General features: G+C 72.3%; 16 protein-coding genes. 4 read left to right on the top strand and 12 right to left on the bottom strand.

Annotated elements, in window-relative coordinates; genetic code table 11:
* Positions 1 to 2: 2 nt before the first annotated feature.
* The 5 genes from ACZ58N_RS35275 to ACZ58N_RS35255 form a co-directional block, all read right to left on the bottom strand.
* Positions 3 to 2,372 carry an iron-containing redox enzyme family protein gene (locus ACZ58N_RS35275; protein ID WP_471168584.1) on the bottom strand — a complete coding sequence of 790 codons (2,370 nt, stop codon included), beginning with the start codon at positions 2,370 to 2,372 and terminating at the stop codon, positions 3 to 5.
* 1 nt (position 2,373) lies between these two features.
* Positions 2,374 to 3,414 carry a beta-ketoacyl-[acyl-carrier-protein] synthase family protein gene (locus ACZ58N_RS35270; protein ID WP_471168582.1) on the bottom strand — a complete coding sequence of 347 codons (1,041 nt, stop codon included), beginning with the start codon at positions 3,412 to 3,414 and terminating at the stop codon, positions 2,374 to 2,376.
* Positions 3,411 to 4,319 carry an isocitrate lyase/PEP mutase family protein gene (locus tag ACZ58N_RS35265; RefSeq protein WP_471168578.1) on the bottom strand — a complete coding sequence of 303 codons (909 nt, stop codon included), beginning with the start codon at positions 4,317 to 4,319 and terminating at the stop codon, positions 3,411 to 3,413. Before ACZ58N_RS35265 ends, ACZ58N_RS35270 begins: the two co-directional genes overlap by 4 nt.
* A 39-nt stretch (positions 4,320 to 4,358) precedes the next feature.
* The gene (locus tag ACZ58N_RS35260; RefSeq protein ID WP_471168575.1) at positions 4,359 to 5,174 is read right to left on the bottom strand and encodes a thioesterase II family protein; all 816 of its coding nucleotides are present in this window, start codon (positions 5,172 to 5,174) and stop codon (positions 4,359 to 4,361) included.
* Between the two features lie 75 nt (positions 5,175 to 5,249).
* A complete protein-coding gene (locus ACZ58N_RS35255) occupies positions 5,250 to 5,540 on the bottom strand; it encodes a hypothetical protein (RefSeq protein ID WP_471168572.1) in 291 nt (96 codons plus the stop codon).
* Between the two features lie 255 nt (positions 5,541 to 5,795).
* Between ACZ58N_RS35255 and ACZ58N_RS35250 the strand changes: the two genes are divergently transcribed.
* Positions 5,796 to 6,653, top strand: coding sequence for a LuxR C-terminal-related transcriptional regulator (locus ACZ58N_RS35250; RefSeq protein WP_389708356.1), 858 nt, complete (start codon positions 5,796 to 5,798; stop codon positions 6,651 to 6,653).
* An 81-nt stretch (positions 6,654 to 6,734) separates the two neighbouring features.
* Here the strand turns inward: ACZ58N_RS35250 and ACZ58N_RS35245 are convergent, their stop codons facing one another.
* Positions 6,735 to 7,253, bottom strand: a complete 519-nt coding sequence (locus tag ACZ58N_RS35245) for a hypothetical protein (RefSeq protein WP_389708354.1) — start codon at positions 7,251 to 7,253, stop codon at positions 6,735 to 6,737.
* Between the two features lie 144 nt (positions 7,254 to 7,397).
* On the opposite strand from ACZ58N_RS35245, the gene ACZ58N_RS35240 reads away from it, so the two are divergent.
* A complete protein-coding gene (locus ACZ58N_RS35240) occupies positions 7,398 to 8,078 on the top strand; it encodes a TetR/AcrR family transcriptional regulator C-terminal domain-containing protein (protein WP_471168569.1) in 681 nt (226 codons plus the stop codon).
* A 57-nt stretch (positions 8,079 to 8,135) separates the two neighbouring features.
* On the opposite strand, the gene ACZ58N_RS35235 is transcribed toward ACZ58N_RS35240, so the two are convergent.
* The 4 genes from ACZ58N_RS35235 to gdhA form a co-directional block, all read right to left on the bottom strand.
* Positions 8,136 to 9,053 carry a DMT family transporter gene (locus ACZ58N_RS35235; protein WP_471168567.1) on the bottom strand — a complete coding sequence of 306 codons (918 nt, stop codon included), beginning with the start codon at positions 9,051 to 9,053 and terminating at the stop codon, positions 8,136 to 8,138.
* Between the two features lie 91 nt (positions 9,054 to 9,144).
* On the bottom strand, positions 9,145 to 9,930 hold the full coding sequence (locus ACZ58N_RS35230) for a thioesterase II family protein (RefSeq protein WP_471168564.1): 786 nt from the start codon (positions 9,928 to 9,930) through the stop codon (positions 9,145 to 9,147).
* Entirely contained in the window at positions 9,927 to 11,279 is a 1,353-nt protein-coding gene (locus ACZ58N_RS35225; protein WP_471168561.1) for an AMP-binding protein, read from the bottom strand. Before ACZ58N_RS35225 ends, ACZ58N_RS35230 begins: the two co-directional genes overlap by 4 nt.
* Before the next feature lie 79 nt (positions 11,280 to 11,358).
* Complete coding sequence (gdhA, locus tag ACZ58N_RS35220; RefSeq protein ID WP_471168559.1) at positions 11,359 to 12,708, bottom strand: NADP-specific glutamate dehydrogenase; 1,350 nt, start codon at positions 12,706 to 12,708, stop codon at positions 11,359 to 11,361.
* 216 nt (positions 12,709 to 12,924) lie between these two features.
* Between gdhA and ACZ58N_RS35215 the strand changes: the two genes are divergently transcribed.
* Entirely contained in the window at positions 12,925 to 13,419 is a 495-nt protein-coding gene (locus tag ACZ58N_RS35215; RefSeq protein ID WP_471168556.1) for an anthrone oxygenase family protein, read from the top strand.
* 42 nt (positions 13,420 to 13,461) lie between these two features.
* On the opposite strand, the gene ACZ58N_RS35210 is transcribed toward ACZ58N_RS35215, so the two are convergent.
* Positions 13,462 to 14,043 (bottom strand): anthrone oxygenase family protein, encoded by a 582-nt coding sequence (locus ACZ58N_RS35210; RefSeq protein ID WP_471168553.1) that lies wholly within the window; start codon positions 14,041 to 14,043, stop codon positions 13,462 to 13,464.
* Positions 14,044 to 14,331: 288 nt separating this feature from the next.
* Between ACZ58N_RS35210 and ACZ58N_RS35205 the strand changes: the two genes are divergently transcribed.
* Entirely contained in the window at positions 14,332 to 15,462 is a 1,131-nt protein-coding gene (locus tag ACZ58N_RS35205; RefSeq protein ID WP_471168550.1) for an acyl-CoA dehydrogenase family protein, read from the top strand.
* A 104-nt stretch (positions 15,463 to 15,566) separates the two neighbouring features.
* Here the strand turns inward: ACZ58N_RS35205 and ACZ58N_RS35200 are convergent, their stop codons facing one another.
* Entirely contained in the window at positions 15,567 to 19,412 is a 3,846-nt protein-coding gene (locus ACZ58N_RS35200) for an amino acid adenylation domain-containing protein (protein WP_471168548.1), read from the bottom strand.
* Between the last annotated feature and the right edge of the window lie 285 nt (positions 19,413 to 19,697).

Below are 19,697 nucleotides of genomic sequence, written 5' to 3'. Positions count from 1 at the left end.
CCTCAGATGACCAGGTCGGCGGGGGTCCGGGCGGTTCCCTCGGCCTCGGCCGCGGCATCGGCGCGGACGCGCTTCACCAGGCCGTGCTCGACGAAGTGGGCGAAGGAGGCGTAGCCGCGCCAGATGCGGCGCCACGCGCCCTGGACGGCCTCCTCCCCGGAGGCGGTCCGCACGTCGTCGAGGAAGGACACGATGATCTCGGCGGACTGGCGCGCGTGCCCGGCGGAGAAGTTGTCGATGGACAGGTGGGCCTCCTCGTAGGAGACGTCGAGGCCGTGCCGGCGCAGTTTCTGGATCTCGTGCAGCCGCATCGCGCCGAGGCCGAACATCTCGATGCCCAGGTTGTAGCCGAGGATCTCGTGGTGGAGGCTGTCGGGGAACAGCGACAGGCAGATCTGGTGGATCGAGAAGCCGTACAGGTGGTCCGGCAGGTCCCCCTGCTGGAGGAAGGCCTCCTGCCGGATGTGCGGCAGGTCCATGTCCATGCCGGCCAGCACCTTGTGGATGATCGTGATGTGGTTCTTCGCCATGTCGCCGCGACCCATCTCGTCGGCGTAGATGGAGAAGAGCATGTCGTCGCTGCGCCGGTGGCGGCGGCCGAGGTTGCCCACGCGGTGGGCCCAGGTGCCGTCGATGAGGCTGCCCAGGGCGTACGTGGACTGCTCGAAGACGACCTCGTCGCGCGAGGGGATCTCGGTGAGCGGCTCGTACGGGTCCACCAGCTTGTCCCGGTAGATCCGTTCGACCCGCTCCATCAGGGCTTCGGGCGTGTAGTCGAAGTACGAGGCGTCGGTGAGCAGCCCCCCGGCGCCGTGCTCGAACAGGAGCTCGGCGTCGGCGAGTCCGGCCTCGGCGCGGGCCCGGGCGGCCGGCAGGACGTTCGGGTGGCGCTCGAAGTTGACGAGGCGGTGGAAGAAACGGCGGTGGTCGTCGGTGGGACCGGGCTCGCGGACCAGCACGTCGGTGGGTTCGACCGAGGCGAGGCGGCCGCTCCACGCGCGGGCGGGTTCGTCCCCGGCGGTGAGCGGGACGAGGTCGGCGCCGGCGGGCTCGCCGGCGGCGACGGACCGGGCCCAGGCCGCGAACACGGCTGCCTCGCGCTCGTCGAAGATGCCGAACATGGGGCCGCCGAACTTGATGGACCTCAGGAACCGGCAGGGTCCGCCGTCGCGGCCGGGCCGCAGTTGGCGGGCGGTGCGGAACTCCCGGACGAAGGCGGCCGGGTCGAGCTGTTCGTCGTCGAGCCAGTCGGTGAGCTTGCGGGCTCCGAGGCGGACCGCGCGGTGCTGGCGGCCCGCGTGCGGGGCGTGCCGCTCCACGATCAGGGCCACCTTGGCGTCGAGGGAGAGGCCCTCGTGCCAGGCGGCGAGCTCGGCGAGGGCGGCGGTGTGCTCGCGTTCCAGGCGGACGACGAGGCGCACGGCCGCCAGGGCGCGGCGGCGGTCCTCGTCGCCGGTCGGCGACTGCGCGGTGAGGGCGAGGTACTCGGCGAGGACGGGACGTACGTCGCTCTCGGCGAGCATCGGCTCGCCGCCGAGCAGGAGTTCGTCGAGGCCCAGGGCGTGGGCGGCGTAGTGGACGCCGACGACCTCGGGGAGGAAGGAGGCCGGCAGCCGGGACAGGGCCAGGTGGAAGGCCGCGTGCAGGGCGGTGAGGGGGCGGGCGCCGGCCGCGTCGAGGAAGGCGGCGGCCTCGACGGCGGGCAGGAACACCCCGTGCCCGGCCAGTGCCCGGCGGCGGCGGCCGAGGAGGCCCGCCTCGGCGGTGCCCTCGCCCTGGAGCAGCCAGTGCTGGCCGAAGAGGCGGCCGACGATCTCGGCGGGCTGGGTCGCGGCCTGCGAGACGGTGTCGAGCCAGCAGCCGCCGGTCAGGGCGAGGGGGGCGCGCTGGCGCAGCACCGCGGTGCGGACCTCGGGGTCGGGGTGGCTGCGCAGGGGGGTGAGGACGGCGGCGAGTTCGGCGCGGGCGGCGCCGACGTACGCGGCGACCGCGTCGGCGTCGGCCGGCTCGGGGAGGGCCTCGTCGGCGGCGGGGTCGCCCTCGGGGGCGAGGAACGCGGCGAGGACGCGGCGGGCGGCGAGCAGCGCGGCTTCGCCCTCCTGGTCGGCGAGCAGCCGGCGGAAGAGGTCGGCGGGCGGGGCGGCGGCGATGAGGACGGCCTCGGCGGCTCCGGCCGGGGAGGCCTCGAAGGGGCCGGCGGGCAGGGAGGTGGTGAGGTCGGGCAGGGGGAAGGCGGGTGCGAACGAGCTGCGGGCCAGGTCGAGGTCGGGGAAGCCGTCGGCGGCGGGGCCGGCGTCGGTGTCCGTGCGGGCGGTCCCGGCCGCGGTCGTGTCGGTGGTCGCGGTCGTGTCGGCGGTCGTGTCGGCGTTCATGTCAGCGGCCCTCCCGTCGGGCGGTGGTGGTGTCGGGGCCGTCGGCGGGAGCGGTGTGGCCGGCCGGGAGCCGGCGCAGCAGGACGCCGATGCGCACGCCGGGGACGCTCGACGCCAGCAGGTAGTGCCCGTGGGGCTTGAGGGCGCCGGCCGCGGCGCGGTCGACGAGGTTGATCAGCGGGTCGGCGGCGAAGCAGTGGCCCACGCGCGGGATGTTGTCGAGGAAGAGCTGTTCGCGGCCGAAGCCGGCCTGGCGTTCCTTGAGGACGACGAGCGGCTTGTAGAGGTTGGGGTGCAGGACCCCGTGGATGTCGCCGATCTTCATTCCGGCGTCTTCGAGGATCCGGTCGTTGACCTCGCGGGCGAGGTCGGAGCTGATCTCGTTGGACCAGTCGAGGCCGGCCGGGTCCTGGGCCGCGGCCCCGGCGACGATCTCGTAGGCGTCCGGGCCGATCGGGTCGGCGCCGACGAGACAGGAGGCGGCGCCGTCGCTGAACAGGGCGAAGTTGTCCATGCGGACGGATTCGTCGGTGACCCGGTCGGCGGTGACGACGACGACCCGGCGGTACATGCCCGCGGCGACGTACGCCTGGGCGGTGCGGATGCCGGCCAGGAGGTTGGCGCAACGGCCGAGGGTGAGGCCGATGAAGGCGGCGGCGCCGAGACCGGTGGCGGCCAGCACGTTCTCCACGAACGTGCCGTGGGTGCGGGGGCCGCCGGGGAATCGGGTGGAGCACAGGATGAGGCAGTCGACGTCCGACGGGGCGGCCTCGGCCGCGTCGAGGGTGGCCCGGACGGTTTCCGCGGCCAGGGTCTCCAGGGATTTGGCGGTGCGGTGGACGCTCCCCCAGCCCCACAGGTCGGCGCGGGGCGGCATGCCGAACCGGCGGGCGCGCTCGGCGAGCCCCTCGATGGTGGTGTGGTCGTCGTGGCGTTCACCGAGGACGTAGCGGGGCGCGGACAGGTGGACGGCGGGACCGCCGGCGGTCGGGGCCGTGGGCGGCGCTTCGGTGGCGGCGGTTGACGGGCGTGGAAGGCTCACGGTGCCGGTTCGCTCTCTCGGTCGGCGGACGGGGCGGGGTCGGCCAGGAGTTCGTTGGCCTCGGCGTACGGAAGGGCTTGCGCGCCGAAGCCGAACGTGCCGAGCTCGACGATCTCGCGGGCGGCCCGGGTGAGGGCGCCGAGGGCGGCGCGCGACAGTGCGGAGCCGGTGCTGACGCGGCGTACGCCGAGGGCTCCGAGGTCGGCGACGGACAGCGGCAGGGCGCCGCCCATCAGGACGTTGACGGGCCGGTCGACGGCCGAGCACACGGCGCGGATGGCGTCCGCGTCGGGCAGGGCCGGGGCGTAGAGGACGTCGGCGCCGGCGGCCTCGTAGACGCGCAGCCGGCGGATGGTGTCGTCGAGGTCGGGGCGGCCCTGGAAGAAGTTCTCGGCGCGGGCGGTGACGGTGAAGGGGAAGTCGAGTTCCTTCGCCGCCTCCACGGCCGCGGCGACGCGTTCGACGGCCTCGTCCAGGGGGCGTACGGGGTCCTCGTCGCGGCCGGTGGAGTCCTCGACGGAGCCGCCGACGAGGCCCGCGGCGGCGGCGAGGCGGATGGTCTCGGCGACGTCCTCGGGGCGTTCGCCGAAGCCGCTCTCCAGGTCGGCGGTGACGGGCAGGTCGGTGGCCTCGATGATCGCGGCGGCGTTGGCGAGGAGTTCGGCGCGGTCGACGCGGTTCGCCCCGTCGGGGCGGCCGAGGCTGTGGGCGAGGCCGGCTCCGGTGGTGGCGAGGGCGGCGAAGCCGAAGGAGGCCAGGATGCGGGCGGATCCCGCGTCCCAGGGGTTGGGGACGACGAAGGGGTGCGGGCCCTCGTGCAGGTCCCGGAAGGCGATGGCGCGCCGCAGCCGGGCGGCGACCGCCGGTGCGGAAAGGGGCACGTCGAAGGAGGCTGAGTGGTTCATGGGGTCCTCGCTGGTGGGCTGTTGGGGTGCGTCGGCCGGTCAGATCAGCTCAACGTACTCATCCCCGACAGGTGTCGCGGCCGAGGCCGCCGCGCGGGCCAGCGGGCGCAGCACGCGGGTGACGGCGTCCGGCCGGCCCTCGAAGTAGAAGTGGCCGCCGTCGGCCCAGTGCCGCTCCGGCGGCGTGGCGCATTCGCGGGCCCAGGCGTCCAGCGCCGCCGCGTCCACGTGCGGGTCGTCGGTTCCGTTGAGCAGGGTGACCGGAACGTCCAGCGGGGCGGCGGGCCGGTAGTGGTAGCCGGCGACGAGCCGGAAGTCGGCCTTCAGGTGCGGGAGGAGCAGTTCCTGGACGGCCTCGTCCTCGACGACCTCGGGGGGCAGCCCGCCGAAGAAGCCGACGGCCTCGGTGAAGGCCCGGCCTTCCAGTCGGGCGGTTTCCACCACGCGGCGGGTCGGCAGCAGGGAGGGGGCGCTGCATCCGGAGACGACGAGGCCGGCGAGGCCGCGCACGCCGTCCAGCCGGCGGGCGACCTCGAAGGCGAGCGCCGCGCCGAAACTGTGGCCGAAGAGCAGGAAGGGCCGGTCGGCGGTGGCGGACGCGAGGGCGATGGCGGCGGCGGCTCCGTCGGCGAGGGCGGCGACGGAGGTGAGGGCGGGTTCGCGGAAGCGGTGGCCCCGGCCGGGCGGGCAGACGGCGAGGATCCGCGCGTCGTCTCCGAGGTCGGCCTGCCAGTCGAGGAAGGTCCGGGGGTTGCCGCCGGCGTGCGGGAAGCAGTAGACGCGGGTGGCGGCCGTGGCCTCGTCGGCGGCGGCGGTGGTCTCGGGGGTCAGGAACCAGGGGGAGGGGGCAACCACGAGGATCAGCCATTCTCTTGCCGGTCGGTCAGTGGCGGGAGGTGACGCAGTGCAGGACGGGGCGACGGCGGACGGTCAGTTCCAGCCAACGTCGTTGGTGGGGCCGGGAGTCGGGGTCGTGGTGGCCGGCGTCGGGGTGGTTCCGGTGGGCTGCGGGTTGTTCCAGCCGACGTCACCGGCGACCACGTGCGGGTTCGTGTTGTTCCAGCCGACGTCGCCGAGGCGCAGGTGGCTGCCGGAGTCGGTGGTGAGGGCGCCCTGGGCGATCCCGGTGACGACCGTGCCGACTCCGAGGGCGATGCCCGCGGCGGCGAGTCCGACGCGACCGCGGATTCCCGAAACGCGGCCGGTCCGACGAGTCACCATGTGGTTCTTCCCCATTTTGCCCAGTCCCCTCAAGTCGTTTCGCCTTCGGCCATTCCAGGAACGCCAAACCGAGGCGGTTTCCGGCGGTGGTGATCGCCGGGCGCCTTCTGCGTGTTCGTTCCTGCGGTGAGACCAAATCTCCCCTGCCGGGTCACGACGAGGTAGACCTACGATGGCTCCGGTTTACGCATTGCGGGAACCCACGGGGTCCAGACCGCTACAGACAGCTGCATACCGGACAGACAGGGGTGGCACGTGGACGTAGTCAAATACGTCGAAACCGCACAGAGCGGTGCACCTGAAGCGCTGTGTGCGGCGGCGGCGGGGGAACCGCAGGCGTTCTTGCGGGAACTCGCAACGCACCTCGGGCTATTGGCCCAGGAAGCCGCCCAGCAGGCCGCGCGACCGGCCGCCGCTCCGGCGGTGGAGGCGCACGCGGACGAGGTGGTGGTGGGGCCGGGGGTCCGCTACTTGCATGGTCTGGGCAGCATCTCCACCGCGATCAACGACGCCCTCGGCGCGGTTCGGCGGGACATCCTCACCGCGCAGCCCGACGGGGCACGGCCGAGCGCGGTGCTGAAGGAGGCGCTGGAATCCGTGCGCCGGCACATCTCGGCGGGGATCGCGATGCGAACGCTCTATCAGCACACCACGCGATTCGACGAGGCGACGAAGGAATATGTCCGCGCGGTTACCGAATACGGAGCGCAGGTTCGCACATTGGAGGAATTCTTCGACCGGTTGATCATTGTCGACGACATCGCCTTCATTTCGGCGAACGAGGACCGTACCACGGCGATCTCCATTACCGAACCGACGATCGTACGATTTCTCCGCGACACGTTCGACAAGGCCTGGGACCGGGCGAAGCCCTTTCCCTTCGTGCCGTTGCACGCCGCGAAGGCCGCGGACGAAGTGGTTCCGGCGATTCGGGAGTCGATCAGCAGGCTGCTCGTGGAGGGCTACGCGGACAAGGCCATCGCCCGCCGCATAGGGATCAGCGAGCGCTCCCTCCAGGCCCACATCGCGGCCATCAAGCAGGAGATGGGCGCCCTCAACCGGTTGCAGCTGGGGTACCTGCTGGGGCGCAACGAGGCCACCTACGTCCTGTGACCCGCCCCGGGGAGGGGGCGGGTCACGGCGCGGGGGTGGGTCACGGCGCGGGCGTCGGGCGGGCGCCCGGCCCCGGGGGCCTCAGACCAGGGCGGTGATGACGATCGCCGCGATCGAGGCGCCGAACACGACCACGTGGCGGGCGTTCTGCAGGACCCAGACCCATGCGGGGAAGCCGTCCTCGGCGGCCTTGAGCAGGGCGGCGACGTCGACGCGGGCCAGCTCCTCGTCGCCCTTGCGGGCGAAGGCGGCCGTCACGGAGGGCACCGCGGTCAGGTTGCTGTACAGGATCACGCAGTTGACCAGCAGGATCAGCGACTGGAGGACGTAGGTCAGGACCGGGGACCAGGAGACGTCCAGGAGGTTGGCGCCGGCCGCGGCCACCATCATCGCGGCGAACGACACGGGGGCCCAGGTCTCGTGACCGCCGGCGTCGAAGCGCATCCCGTTCTCGGTGAGGACGCTCGGCCGCACGCCCTGGCGGCGCAGCTCCGCCTCCGCGGCCCCCATGGCGGTCGCCCCGTAGCGGGCCCGGACGACCGGGATGCTCAGGAAGGCGGCGGCGACGAGCAGCTGGAGCGTGGCGACGAGCGCGTTCATGGTGAGTCCCCCTCATGCGGCGCCGGTTGGCGCCGCGTTCGACTTTCACTAAGTTCAAGGGAACTGTAAGCCGAGACTTGAACTAAGTGCAAGAGCGGGACTGAACTTTGTGCAAGTGGGGGCCCGCGGCCTATCGTGAGCGCCATGGCACGCGACACGCTCACGCAGGAACACATCGTCCGGACCGCGATCGAGCTCCTCGACGAGGAGGGACTGGACGGCCTGAACATGCGCAGCCTGGGCAAGCGCCTGGGCACCGCGGCCACGGCCGTCTACTGGCACGTCAAGAACAAGGACAACCTCGTCCTGCTCGCCGGCGACCAGGTGTGGCACGAGATCGAACTGCCGGACCCGGAGGCGGTCGGCTGGCACGCCGCGGCCACCTCGATGGCGCTGGGCCTGCACGCGATGCTGAGCCGGCACGCGTGGCTGGTACCGGCCTTCGGCTCGTACCTCTTCCACGGACCCGGCAAGGCCCGGTTCGACGACCTCAGCCTGGCGGTCTGGGAAACGGCCGGATTCACCGGCCCCGAGGCGGACCGGGCGGCGGGCACCGTCTTCACGTTCGTGCTCGGCAGCGTCCTCGGCACCTCCGCGGAAGCCTCGCTGATCCGGCGGCTGGGACGCGACGGGGGCGACCCCGAGGAGCTGATCCGGGAGACCGTCGCCAAGGCGACCGAGGTCGCCCGGCAGTTCCCCCGGCTGCGCACGCGCGTCGACGGCCGGGCGGCCACCGAGTACGCCGCGGCGCCCGAGCAGACCTTCGAGTTCGGCCTCCGGGTCCTGCTGGGCGGGCTGGCAGCCGAACTCACCGCCCGCGACTGATTCCGTCCGGTGCGGACGCACCGGTCGCACCGGACGGCCGCACCGGGGCGGTCCGGGTCACTTGCCCGCGGTGGCCTCCGCGGGGGCGGGCCGGGGTCGCCGGCGGGAGACCGCGACACCGGCGAGGCAGATCGCCCCGCCGAGCAGGGTCAGCCAACCGGGGACCTCGTCCAGGGCGAACCACGCGATGACGACCACCACGGCGGGCACCGCGTAGGTGGTGGCGCCCATCTTCCCGGCGGTGGTGCGCGAGAGCGCGTACGTCCAGGTGGTGAAGGCGAGGGCGGTCGGGAACAGGCCCAGGTAGACCATGTTGAGGGTGGCCGAGAGCGGGGCCTCGGGGAGCTGGGAGATCAGTTGCCAGGCGAACGGCAGGGTGCAGGCCGTCCCGACGAAGCAGCCGTACGTCGTCACCTGGAGCGGAGTGGCGTACCGGAGCGCGGGCTTCTGCGAGACGACCCCGGCCCCGTAGGCGAGGGCCGCCACCAGGCACAGCAGCACGCCGAGGATCGAGGAGGAACCGCCGTTGGAGGTGGAGACGCCCACGACGGCCGCGCCGACGAAGGAGACGCCCATGCCCGCCAGCAGCATCGGCGGGAAACCCTCCTTGAGCAGCCAGCCGCTGAGCAGCGCGATGACGATCGGGCCGATGTTGACGACCATCGCCGCCGTCCCGGCGTCGACCTCCTGCTCGCCCCAGTTCAGCGTCACCATGTACAGCCCGAACCACAGCACCCCGGAGACGAGGATCCCGGGCCAGGCCTGGCGCGGTGGCAGCGGCACCCGCTTGACCAGGAGCACGACGCCCAGCGCGACCGAGGCCGTCAGCAGCCGCCCCAGTGCGAGCGCCCCGGGCCCGAAGTGCTCGGCCGCGGCGCGGATGGAGACGAACGCGGAGGCCCACATCACGACCGTGATGGAGGCCGCCACGAGGGCGCGTTGATCGGTTCTGGGATCGCCAGCCGTTTGGTCCATGCGAGCAACGTACCGACGCCCCCCGGCCCTGCCTAGATGATCTCCGGCGGGTTCCGGCCGGCGCGGCCGGTACCGGTCGCGGCCCCGCCCGTCAGGCCCCGGCGAAGGCGACAAGGTCCTCGGTGAGCGCCCGGACCACGGCGTCGTGCTGCTCCGCCAGGTAGAAGTGCCCGCCGGGGAACGACCGGAAGGTGAAGGCGCCGCCGGTCAACTGCCGCCAGTCCATGGACCCGGCCAGGCTCGCCCGCGGGTCGGACTGCCCGCACAGCACGCTGACGGGAGTGCTCAGGAGCGGCCCCGGCTCGTAGCGGTACGTCTCGATCGCCTTGTAGTCGCTGCGCAGCGACGGCAGGATCAGCTGCCGGAAGTCCGGATCGGCGAGCAACTGCGGGTCCGTTCCCGAGAGTTCGCCCAGTCGGGCGATGAGCGCGTCGTCACCCTCGATGTGGGTGGTCCCCTCCTCGGTCAGCAGCGGGGAGCTGCGGCCGGAGAGGACCAGGCCGCGCGGGGCCGTGCCCGCGCGCTCCAGGCGGCGGGTCAGCTCGAAGGCGACGACGGCGCCCATGCTGTGTCCGAAGAGCACCAGGGGCTTGCCGAGCCAGGGCCGCAGCGCCCGCTCGACCTCGTCGACGAGGCCGGTCAGCGTCTCCGGGCTCGGCTCGCCGAAGCGGTCCTGGCGGCCGGGGTACTGGACGGTGAGCACCTCGGCGTGCGGCGCCAGGTCCCTGGAGATCGGGAAGTAGAAGGAGGCGTTGCCGCCCGCGTGCGGGAGCACGACGAGGACGGGCGCGTCCTGCGGTCGCACCGCGGTGTGGAAGCGGCGGATCCACGGACTGCCGGTGGTGCGGACGTCCCTGGTGGTCTTGGCGATGGTCATGCGTGGTCCCCGGTGTCGTCCGTCAGCAGGAGCTTCTTCTGCGGTTTGCCCATGGCGTTGCGCGGTACGGCTGCGATGAACCGGACTTCGCGCGGTCGTTTGTGGACCGACAGGTGCGCGGCGACGAAGTCGGTCAGTTCGCCGCCCGTGACCCCTTCGGCGACGACGAAGGCGACGATCCGCTGCCCGAGATCGGCGTCGGGAACGCCCACCACGGCCGCCTCGCTCACCCGGGGGTGGTCCAGCAGCGCGTTCTCGATCTCGCCCGCGCCGATCCGGTACCCGCCGGATTTGATCATGTCGATGGAGGCGCGGCCGACGATCCGGTGGACGCCGTCGGTCTCGTCGACGGCGGCGATGTCGCCCGTACGGAACCAACCGTCATCGGTGTACGCGGCGGCGGTGGCCTCCGGGCGGCCCAGGTAGCCGGAGAACAAGGTCGGCCCGGTCAGCTGGAGTTCGCCGATCTCCGCGCCGGGTTCGGCCGCGATGCGGGTCCGGATGCCGGGCAGCGGGGTGCCGACCGTGCCCGGGCGGACCTCGCCGCCCGCCCGGCCGCTGATGGTGATCAGCGTTTCCGTCATCCCGTACCGCTCCACCGGCCGGTGCCCCGTCAGGCGCTCCAGGTCCCGGAAGACCGGGGCGGGCAGGGCGGCACTGCCGGAGACGAGCAGCCGGGCCCCGGACAGGGCCGCGGCGGCCTCCGGGTCGGCGGCGATGCGGGACCAGACGGTGGGGACCCCGAAGCAGAGGCTGCCGCCCGCCTGCGCGTAGGCCCGCGGGGTCGGCCGGCCGGTGTGCACGAGGCGGCTGCCGGTGCGCAGCGCGCCGAGCACGCCGAGGACCAGGCCGTGCACGTGGAACAGCGGGAGCCCGTGGACGAGGGTGTCCTCGGCGTTCCACTGCCACGCGTCGGCGAGGGCGTCCAGGTCGGCGGTGATCGCGGCGCCGCTCAGCACGACGCCCTTGGGCGGCCCGGTGGTGCCGGAGGTGTACAGGATGAGCGCCGGGTCGGCGGTGGGCACGGCCGGGAGGGACCGGGCGGGAGCCCGGCGGGCGAAGTCGACGTCGAGTTCGACGGCGCCGGAGTCCCGCAGGATGTGCTCGCGCTCGGCCGGTCCCGCGTCGGGCGGCAGCGGTACGAACGGCACCCCGGCCAGCAGGGCGCCGACGGCCGCCGCGACGGTCTCCAGCGAGGGCGTCGCCGTCACCGCGAAGGCCGCCCGGCCCACCACGTCGGCGGCGACGGCGCTCGCGGCGCCCAGCAACTCCTCGTACGAGGCGGTCCGTCCGGCGACGCTCAGCGCGTCCTTGCGATCGCCGTACGTCCCGTCGAGCGCGCTCAGCACGGATGGCTCCCTGTCTGTGGTGGAACACCAGGCTACGGCCCCGGCCCGGTACCCGGGCCGGGTGCCCCGGCTTCCGGCCTCAGATCACGCCCTGGGCGAGCATCGCGTCGGCGACGCGCTCGAAGCCGGCGATGTTGGCGCCGGTGACGTAGTCGCCGGGCGCTCCGTACCGCTCGGCCGTCTCGTGGGCCACCGCGTGGATGTCGCGCATGATGTCCGCGAGTTCCTCCTCGACCCGGGCGGCGCTCCACGCCGTGCGGCCCGCGTTCTGGGCCATCTCCAGGGCGCTGACCGCGACCCCGCCCGCGTTGGCGGCCTTACCGGGGCCGAAGGCGACTCCGGCCGCCTGGAACAGGTGGACGGCCTCGGGGGTGGTGGGCATGTTGGCGCCCTCCGAGACCGCCTTGACGCCGGCGGCGATCAGCGCGCGGGCGTCGTCGGCGCCGAGTTCGTTCTGGGTGGCCGACGGGAAGGCCACGTCCGCCGGGACCTCCCAGACCCGGCCGCCGGGCACGAACCGGGCGGAAGAGCCGCGCCGCCGCGCGTACTCGCTGACGCGCCCGCGCTCGACCTCCTTGATCTGCCGCAGCAGCGCCAGGTCGATGCCCTTGTCGTCGATGACGTAGCCCTGGGAGTCGGAGCAGGTCAGCGGGTTGGCGCCGAGCTGTTGGAGCTTCTCGATCGTGTACAGGGCCACGTTGCCGGAGCCGGAGACGACGGCGGTGAGACCGTCGAGGGACTCGCCGCGGACGGCGAGCATCTCGGCGGCGAACAGGACGCTGCCGTATCCGGTGGCCTGCGGACGGATCTCGGAGCCGCCCCATCCGGTGCCCTTGCCGGTCAGGACGCCGGCCTCCCAGCGGTTGGTGATCCGCCGGTACTGGCCGAACAGGTAGCCGATCTCGCGACCGCCGACGCCGATGTCACCGGCCGGGACGTCCGTGTGCTCGCCGATGTGGCGGTACAGCTCGGTCATGAAGGACTGGCAGAAGCGCATGACCTCCGCGTCCGACCTGCCGTGCGGGTCGAAGTCGCTGCCGCCCTTGCCGCCGCCGATGCCCAGGCCGGTCAGGGCGTTCTTGAAGATCTGCTCGAAGCCCAGGAACTTGACCACGCCGATGTCCACCGACGGGTGGAAGCGCAGACCGCCCTTGTACGGGCCGAGCGCGCTGTTGAACTCCACCCGGTAGCCGCGGTTGACGTGGACCCGGCCGCGGTCGTCCGTCCACGGCACCCGGAAGATGATCTGTCGCTCGGGCTCGACCAGCCGCTCCACCAGCCCGGACTCCGCGTACTCGGGGCGTGCGGCGAACACCGGGGCGAGGGTGTCCAGGACCTCGCGCACGGCTTGGTGGAACTCGGGCTGGGCGGGGTTGCGGCGTTCGATCTCGGCCCGCAATGCGTCCAGCCGGTGCTTCGGTTCGGTCACGGTCTGCTTCCTCTCCAGGCGTCGATGCCGGGCGTGCGGGCCCGCGGAAGCGGAGGGTACCCCGTGCTCCTGTGCGCGCCGAAAGGTGTCCATCGGTTGAAACCGGGTGCTATCCGCTCATCGGATTTGCCGGGACGCCGTGGATCTCCGCCCGTAGGATCGGCCGCGTCCGCAGGCACGATGACCGGATTTCGACCACGCACGGGGGAGCTCGACATGGAAACGGCACGGTTCGCGTCACTGATCGCGGCGACGATCACCATGGGTCTGGTCAGTGGCCTCTTCTACGGGTTCTCCGTGGCCGTGATGCCCGGTCTGCGCGCCACCGGGGACCGGACCGTCGTCGAGGTGATGCAACGCGTCAACGTGGCGATCCTCAACGGCTGGTTCATGCTGGGCTACCTCGGGGCGCTCCTGTTCACCGGGCTCGCCGTGGGCCTGCACGTCCCGGCCGACGGGCGGGCGGCGCTGGGCCCGCTGATCGGGGCGTTCGTCTGCTACGTGCTGGCGATGGTGGTGACCGGCGTGGTGAACATCCCGCTCAACAACGCCCTGGCGCAGGCCGGTCCGGCCGACGCGCTCGGCGACCCGGCGGCCGTCCGGCGGGCCTTCGAGGGCCCGTGGGTGCGCGCGAACGTGTGGCGCACCCTGCTGTGCACGGCCGCGACCGGCCTGCTGGCCTGGGCGCTGGTCCTCCACGGCGGTTCCTGACCCGGGGACGGCCCCCGCGGTGCGGGGGCCGTCCCGTCCGGGTCAGCGCGCCGTGGCGCGGCCGTGCAGGAGGAGGGCCCGGACCAGGGCGACGAGCGCGAGGGCGGACAGCAGGGTGCGGATGATGTTCGTGGTCACCCACGTCCCCTTGAAGTCGTCCACGACCGGGAGGCCGCCCGGCCCGGCCGCGCCGACCGCGTCCGCGAGCCGGTCGTTCAGCGGGATGTTCACCGCGAAGGTGAGCACGAGGACGACGAGGTAGGCGACGGCGGCGGCACCCACCAGGAGCGCGATGCCGCGCCGGCCGCCGCGGAGGGAAACCACCGCGGCGGCGGCGGTGGTGAGCAGGGCCAGGACGAAGACGCTCCCGAAGAGGCCGTTGCCGTCGATGGCCGCGTTGAAGCCGTTCATGGCGGTGGCGTACGCGCCGTCGTCGAGCCGGGCCAGCCCCGGCATCACCGAGACGTCGAAGGCGAAGAACAGCCCTGCCATCAGGCCGACGAGCACCGTCGACAGCCCGAGCAACACCCCGGCGGCCCGTTCACCGCTCCCGCCCGCCCCGGCCGGTCGTTCGGGGGCACTGCCCTGTGGAACCCGGCCCGGCACGGCTCTGTTCGGATTCATGACGCGTCCTCACCTGCTGTCGGCGGGCCCCGTACCCGCGCGCGGAGCCGATCGTGGCATCCGGGCGGGCCCCCTGTCAGGGCATCGGAGCGTCGCACCGGACACGATCGGCACCGCGGCACCGGAAGGGCCCGTACCGGCCCCGCGGGTTCCGGCCCGATGGGCAATATGGGCGTCGGCCGGGCCCGTGTCGAGCGGACTTCCAACGGCGCTGGATCCGGCGGGGGGAGGGTTGGCCGCCATGCCACATGCCTGGCGCGACACCCGGAGAACAAGGAAGTGGCACTGATGCCGAGCCGGACATCGGACGCAGACCTGTACACGAGGGCTCAGCGGTTGGCCTCCGTGGCGGTCCGGTACGCGGACCGGGCCGATGCCGAGCGCGCACTGTCGCCCGCGGTCACCGAGGGCATCGTCGACGCCGGGTTCGCTCGCCTGTTGGTCCCCACCCGCTGGGGCGGTGACGCCGGTTCAGCCGCCGGCCTGCTGGGCGCGCTCGACGTACTGTCCCAGGGGTGTACCTCGACCGCCTGGTGCGCGTCGGTCATCGCGGGCGCCGGTCGGATGGGCGCCTTCCTCCCCGAAGCGGGACAGGAGGAGCTGTGGGCCGCGGGCGCGGACACCCCGGTGGTGGGGGCTCTGATGCCGCGGGGCAGCGCGACCGCGGTCAAGGGTGGCTGGCGGGTGACCGGTGAGTGGGACTTCACCAGCGCGGTCGGATTCTCCGAGTGGGCTCTGGTGTGCGCCCGGCTGCCGCAGGCCGGTGGAGGCCAGGTTCCGTGGTTATTCGCCATTCCGCGCCGGGACTATCAGGTGGCCGACACCTGGTCCTCGTTCGGGATGCGCGGGACGGCCAGCGACACCCTGCTCGCCGACAACGTTTTCGTGCCCGGGCACCGCGGCTTCCCCCGACAGGACATGATCGAGGGGCGCAGCGTCGGTTCCGACGCCCGCTGCCACACGGCCCCGCTGCGGCTCCTGAGCGGGCTGCTCTTCGGCGCCCCCGCGCTCGGCGCGGCCCGGGCCGCCCTGCGCCTACGCGCCGCGGACACGGGGGGCTGGGAGGACGGTGCCGACCGCCGGCTGTGCCTGTCCCTCGCCCGGGCCGTGATCGCCGTCGACGCGGCCGGGTTGCTGCTGGCGCGGGCGGCCCGGGTCGCGGACGCCCCGCAGGCCACGGAGCTTGAACTGGCGCGCACCCCGGCCGATTGCGCTTACGCGGTCGAGCAGTTGGTCGACGTCGTCGAGCGGTTGCAGCGTGCCGTCGGCAGCGCGACGCAGCTCGCCGGGCATCCGTTGCAACGCATCTGGCGCGACGTGCACAGCCTGTCCGGGCACGTCGCGCTGGATTTCGATCCGGTCGGCGACGCCTACGGGGCGCTCCTCGCGGATCCCGTCGACGGGCTCCGCTCCCCCTGACCCGGCCGCCGGCCCGTCCGCGCCGCGCGGTCGCAGGAAGGCGAAAGCGGCCGCCCCGCCGGATGGATCCGGCGGGGCGGCCACTCCTTCGCACCGCCCCGTTCCTACTCTCCGAGCAGGTATCGGATGTGCTTCACCAGCTCGCCGATGTCGGGCGTGCGCAACAGGCTGTAGTGGTCGGCGTCGAGGTCGATGACCGTCGGCGGCGTGGCCGAGTACCCGCTGCTGTTCTCGATGAACGAGTAGTCGTCACCCCGGGCCTTGAAGATGGTCACCGGCGCGGTGAGGGTGCGCTCGGCCAGCTCGTGGAACGAGTACTCGAACTCGTAGGTCTGGCCGACGACGTCGATGATGCGCTTCGCGAGGTCGACGTCGATGCCCTTGAGCTCGCCGATGAACTCGGCGAAGGACTGCTCGTCCTTACCGACCTCCAGGCACTTCTCCAGGTCCGGGCCGCTGATGCTGCCGGTGAACACGGAGAACAGGATGGTCGTGTACGCCTTGTTCGCGTAGGAGGCCTCACGGCCGTACACGGCGCCGTTCTCGGCGCGGACCGCCGGCGATCCCGGGGCGATCAGGAAGAGGTTCTCGACCGTCTCGCCCGCCTGCTCCAGCTGGTAGGCGGTCTCGAAGGCCACCCGGGCTCCGAAGGAGTAGCCCCACAGGGTGTAGGGGCCGGTCGGTTGGAGTTCCTTGATGGCCGCGATGTCGGCCGCGGCCATCTCGCCGATGCTCGCGTAGGGGCTCTCGCCCTCGTTGATGCCGTGCGCCTGGATGCCGTAGAACGAACGGCCCAGGCCGATCTCGGCGGCCAGGGTGCGCAGGTTCATGGGGTAGCCGCCCAGGCCCGGCCAGCACAGCACCGGCCGGCCCGTGCCCTCCTGGTGCAGCCGCACCAGGCGGGAGGATTCCTGCGCGACCTCGCGCTCCAGGCGCCGGGCGAGCTTCTCGACCGTCGGGGACTCCAGGACGCTCTGCAGCGGCAGGGAGACGCCGAGCCGCGCGTTGAGTTCGCGGATCAGGCCGACGGCGATCAGCGAGTTGCCGCCCGACTCGAAGAAGTCGTCCTGGACCGAGACGCTCTCGCGGCGCAGGGACTTCGCCCAGACGTCCGCGATCTCCTTCTCGGTCTCGGTGCGCGGAGCGACGAAGGGACGCTCCACGAGCTCGGCGTTGACCTGGTCGGAGGCGGCCAGCGCCTTCCCGTCGATCTTGCCGTTGGCGGAGAGCGGCAGCCGGTCGAAGACCACGACCCGGTTCGGGATCATGTAGTCCGGCAGGAAGCTGACGAGGTCGTCACGGATCATCTCCGCCGGGCCGCGCATGTGGACGGTGTCCTCGCGCATGCCCTCGTGGCCGAGCTGCTCGTCGCTGACGCGACCGCCGACGAAGAAGTACGACGGGCCGCTCGGCACGCCGCGCTCCGTCAGTACGGTGTCCATCCGGCGCGCCGCGGGCAGCGGGTTGCCGGTCTTGGAGCTGTACCCGGAGGACATGAAGCCCAGGCCGAGCCCGTTCATCATCAGGTGCTGGAGCTTCTTGCCGAGGGTGACGTAGTGCATCCACGCCTCGGGCGCCCGGCTGACGACCGTGATGCCGAAGCTCGCGGCCTCGTAGACCGACTGGTTGATCGCGATGACGTGCTTCTTGAGGACGACGTCGTCGGAGAAGCGGGTGAGCGTGCCGTCCGCGTAGCGGTACTGGCCGGCGGGCAGGCCCGCGACCTTGCCGCCGTGCGTCTGGAGGTAGACCTCGGCGTGGTCCTCGCGCTGCCCGGTGTGCGGGACCAGCTCGAAGGTGCCCAGGTAGAAGTCCTCCTCCGGCACGTCGAGGTGCTCGCGGACGGCGGGCTCCCAGCCCAGGTCGCGGATGTCGAGGCCGTACGCGGGCAGCACCTGCTCGAACAGGCCGACGATGTGCCCGGTCTCGATCTCCAGGACTTCCTGGATGTTGTTCTTGTAGACCGGCTCGATGCCGCCCTTCTTGCCCATGAAGTGGACGTGGGCGGTGGGCCGGCCGGTCGGGGTCTTCTCACCGATGAGGACCAGCTGGTGACGCACCGGCTGGTAGTAGTAGTAACCGGGCTTCAGCCCGGCGACGCCCTCCAGCTCGAAGTACATCTGCGTCGCGTACAGCGCGCCCGGGGAGGCGTAGCCGTACTTGGGGAGCAGCCGCTCCTCGCTGACGTACTGGCCGAACCAGCGCAGGATCTGCCCCAGTTCGGCGGGGGCCAGGTCGGCGGCCTTGCGCGAGTAGGCCGAGGCGACCTTCGCACCGAGCAGCTCCAGCAGGGACGCCTCGGAGACGGCACCGCCCTCGAAGAAACGGTACGTCTTGCGGGCGAACACCCGGCCGCGCTGCTCCGGGGTCGCCTGGGCGCCGGGCAGGTCGTACGCGGTGCGTCCGGCCAGCTCCGAGTCGTCGCGCAGGCCCGGGTTGGACAGCTGGGCCTTGACCTGGAGCTTGCTCTTCTTCGAGGCGTGGTGGGAGCCGTGGTTGCCCTGGTCCATCAGGGCGGCTTCCTTCTCGCTCAGCTCGACGCAGGCGATCAGGTTCTGGAAGCCGGTGCGACCGTCGTTCTTGACGATGACGGCGGCGTTGCGGACCCAGTCGTGGTTCTCGATCGCCAGGGAGATCTCGTCCAGCTCGACGCGGTAGCCGCGCAGCTTGACCTGGTTGTCGGCGCGGCCGGCGAACTGCACGGTGCCGTCCGGGTTCCACTGGCCCAGGTCGCCCGTCTTGTACAGGCGCACGGGCGGGGCGCCCTCGGTGAGCTCGACCTCCAGGAACCGTTCGGCGGTGAGGTCGGGGCGGTGCAGGTAGCCGCGCGCCAGCTGGACGCCGGATATGTACAGCTCGCCGATCTCGCCGACGCCGATGGGCGCCAGGTCCTTGTCGAGGATGTGGTACTCGGTGCCGTTGACGGGGCTGCCGATGGAGATGGACTGCGGTCCCTCGTCCAGGGCGCTCGGGTCGACGGTGTACGACGACGAGTTGATGGTGCACTCGGTCGGGCCGTACAGGTTGATCAGGGCGCGGCCCGGCATCTCCTGGGTGGCCTGGGTGGCCAGGATGCGGGAGAGGGCCTCGCCGCCGCTGAAGATCTGCTGCAGCGAGGTGCAGGTGGGGAACTTCTCGGTGTCGATGAGGCCCTGGAGCAGCGTCGGAACGCACTGGAGGGAGGTCACGCCGTGCTTGACGATGGTCTCGATGAGACCCTCGGGGTCGGCGTAGACGCCGGGGGCACCCATGACGACGGTGGTGCCGTTGGCCGGGGAGAGGATCTCCCACTGCGCGGCGTCGAAGCTCATCGGGGTCTTCTGCAGGACGACCTTGGAACGGTCGATGCCGTGCGCCTCGCGGAGCCAGCCGAGCTGGCTGACGATCGAGTCGTGCTCGATCATCACGCCCTTGGGCTTGCCGGTGCTGCCGGAGGTGTAGATGACGTAGGCCAGGCTGTCCGGGCGGGCTCCCGTCGCCTCGGCCGCCGGGAGCCCGTCGGGGACGACGAACGCCTCGGACTCGCGCAGGGTGATGACCTTGACGTCCTTCGGGGCCAGCTCGCGCAGCCGGGACACCAGGCGCTGCTGAACCAGGATGATCTTCGCCTGGCTGTTCTCGATCATGTAGCGCAGCCGGTCCTCCGGGTACTCCGGGGACAGCGGCAGGTAGGCGCCGCCGGCGGACAGGATGCCCCAGGCGCCGATCATCAGGTCGAGCGAGGGCTCGACGAAGAGACCGACGCAGTCGTCCGCCGAAACGCCGAGGTGTCTGAGGTAGTCGGCCAGTCCTGAGCTCCTGGCGGCCAGCTCCCGGTAGGTGAGCTTGTCGTCACGGTAGATGACGGCGGTCGCGTCCGGGTGCTCGGCGACCCGCTCTGCGAGCAGGCCCGGCAACGTCTTGGTCCCGCGAAGGGTGGGCTCGAGCACGCTGGTCTCCTGAAGAGTCATTTCCCGCTTCCTTACTTTCCCGTTGTGGAACAGCGGGCGTGCTCGGACGCCCGCGCCCACCGGGCTCCGGCGTTGCGGCGGGCCCGGTGGTGCGACGGCTCACCGTTCGTGGGGGGACCTCCGCGCGAGGCGGACGCCGCGGTGCGGTGGGCCGTCAGAAGCCGAGGTGGCGACTCGGCGAGGAAGAACCGAAGAACGCGGGCGCCGGGCCGTGGCCGCGGCGCCCGGTGGGAGCGGATCGGCAGGCCGGGTGAGCCTGTTCCCCCGTACGGACGGACGGGCCCC

The sequence above is a fragment of the Streptomyces sp. NPDC040432 genome, from assembly GCF_055595445.1.
This window is presented reverse-complemented; position numbering and strand designations above follow the sequence as displayed.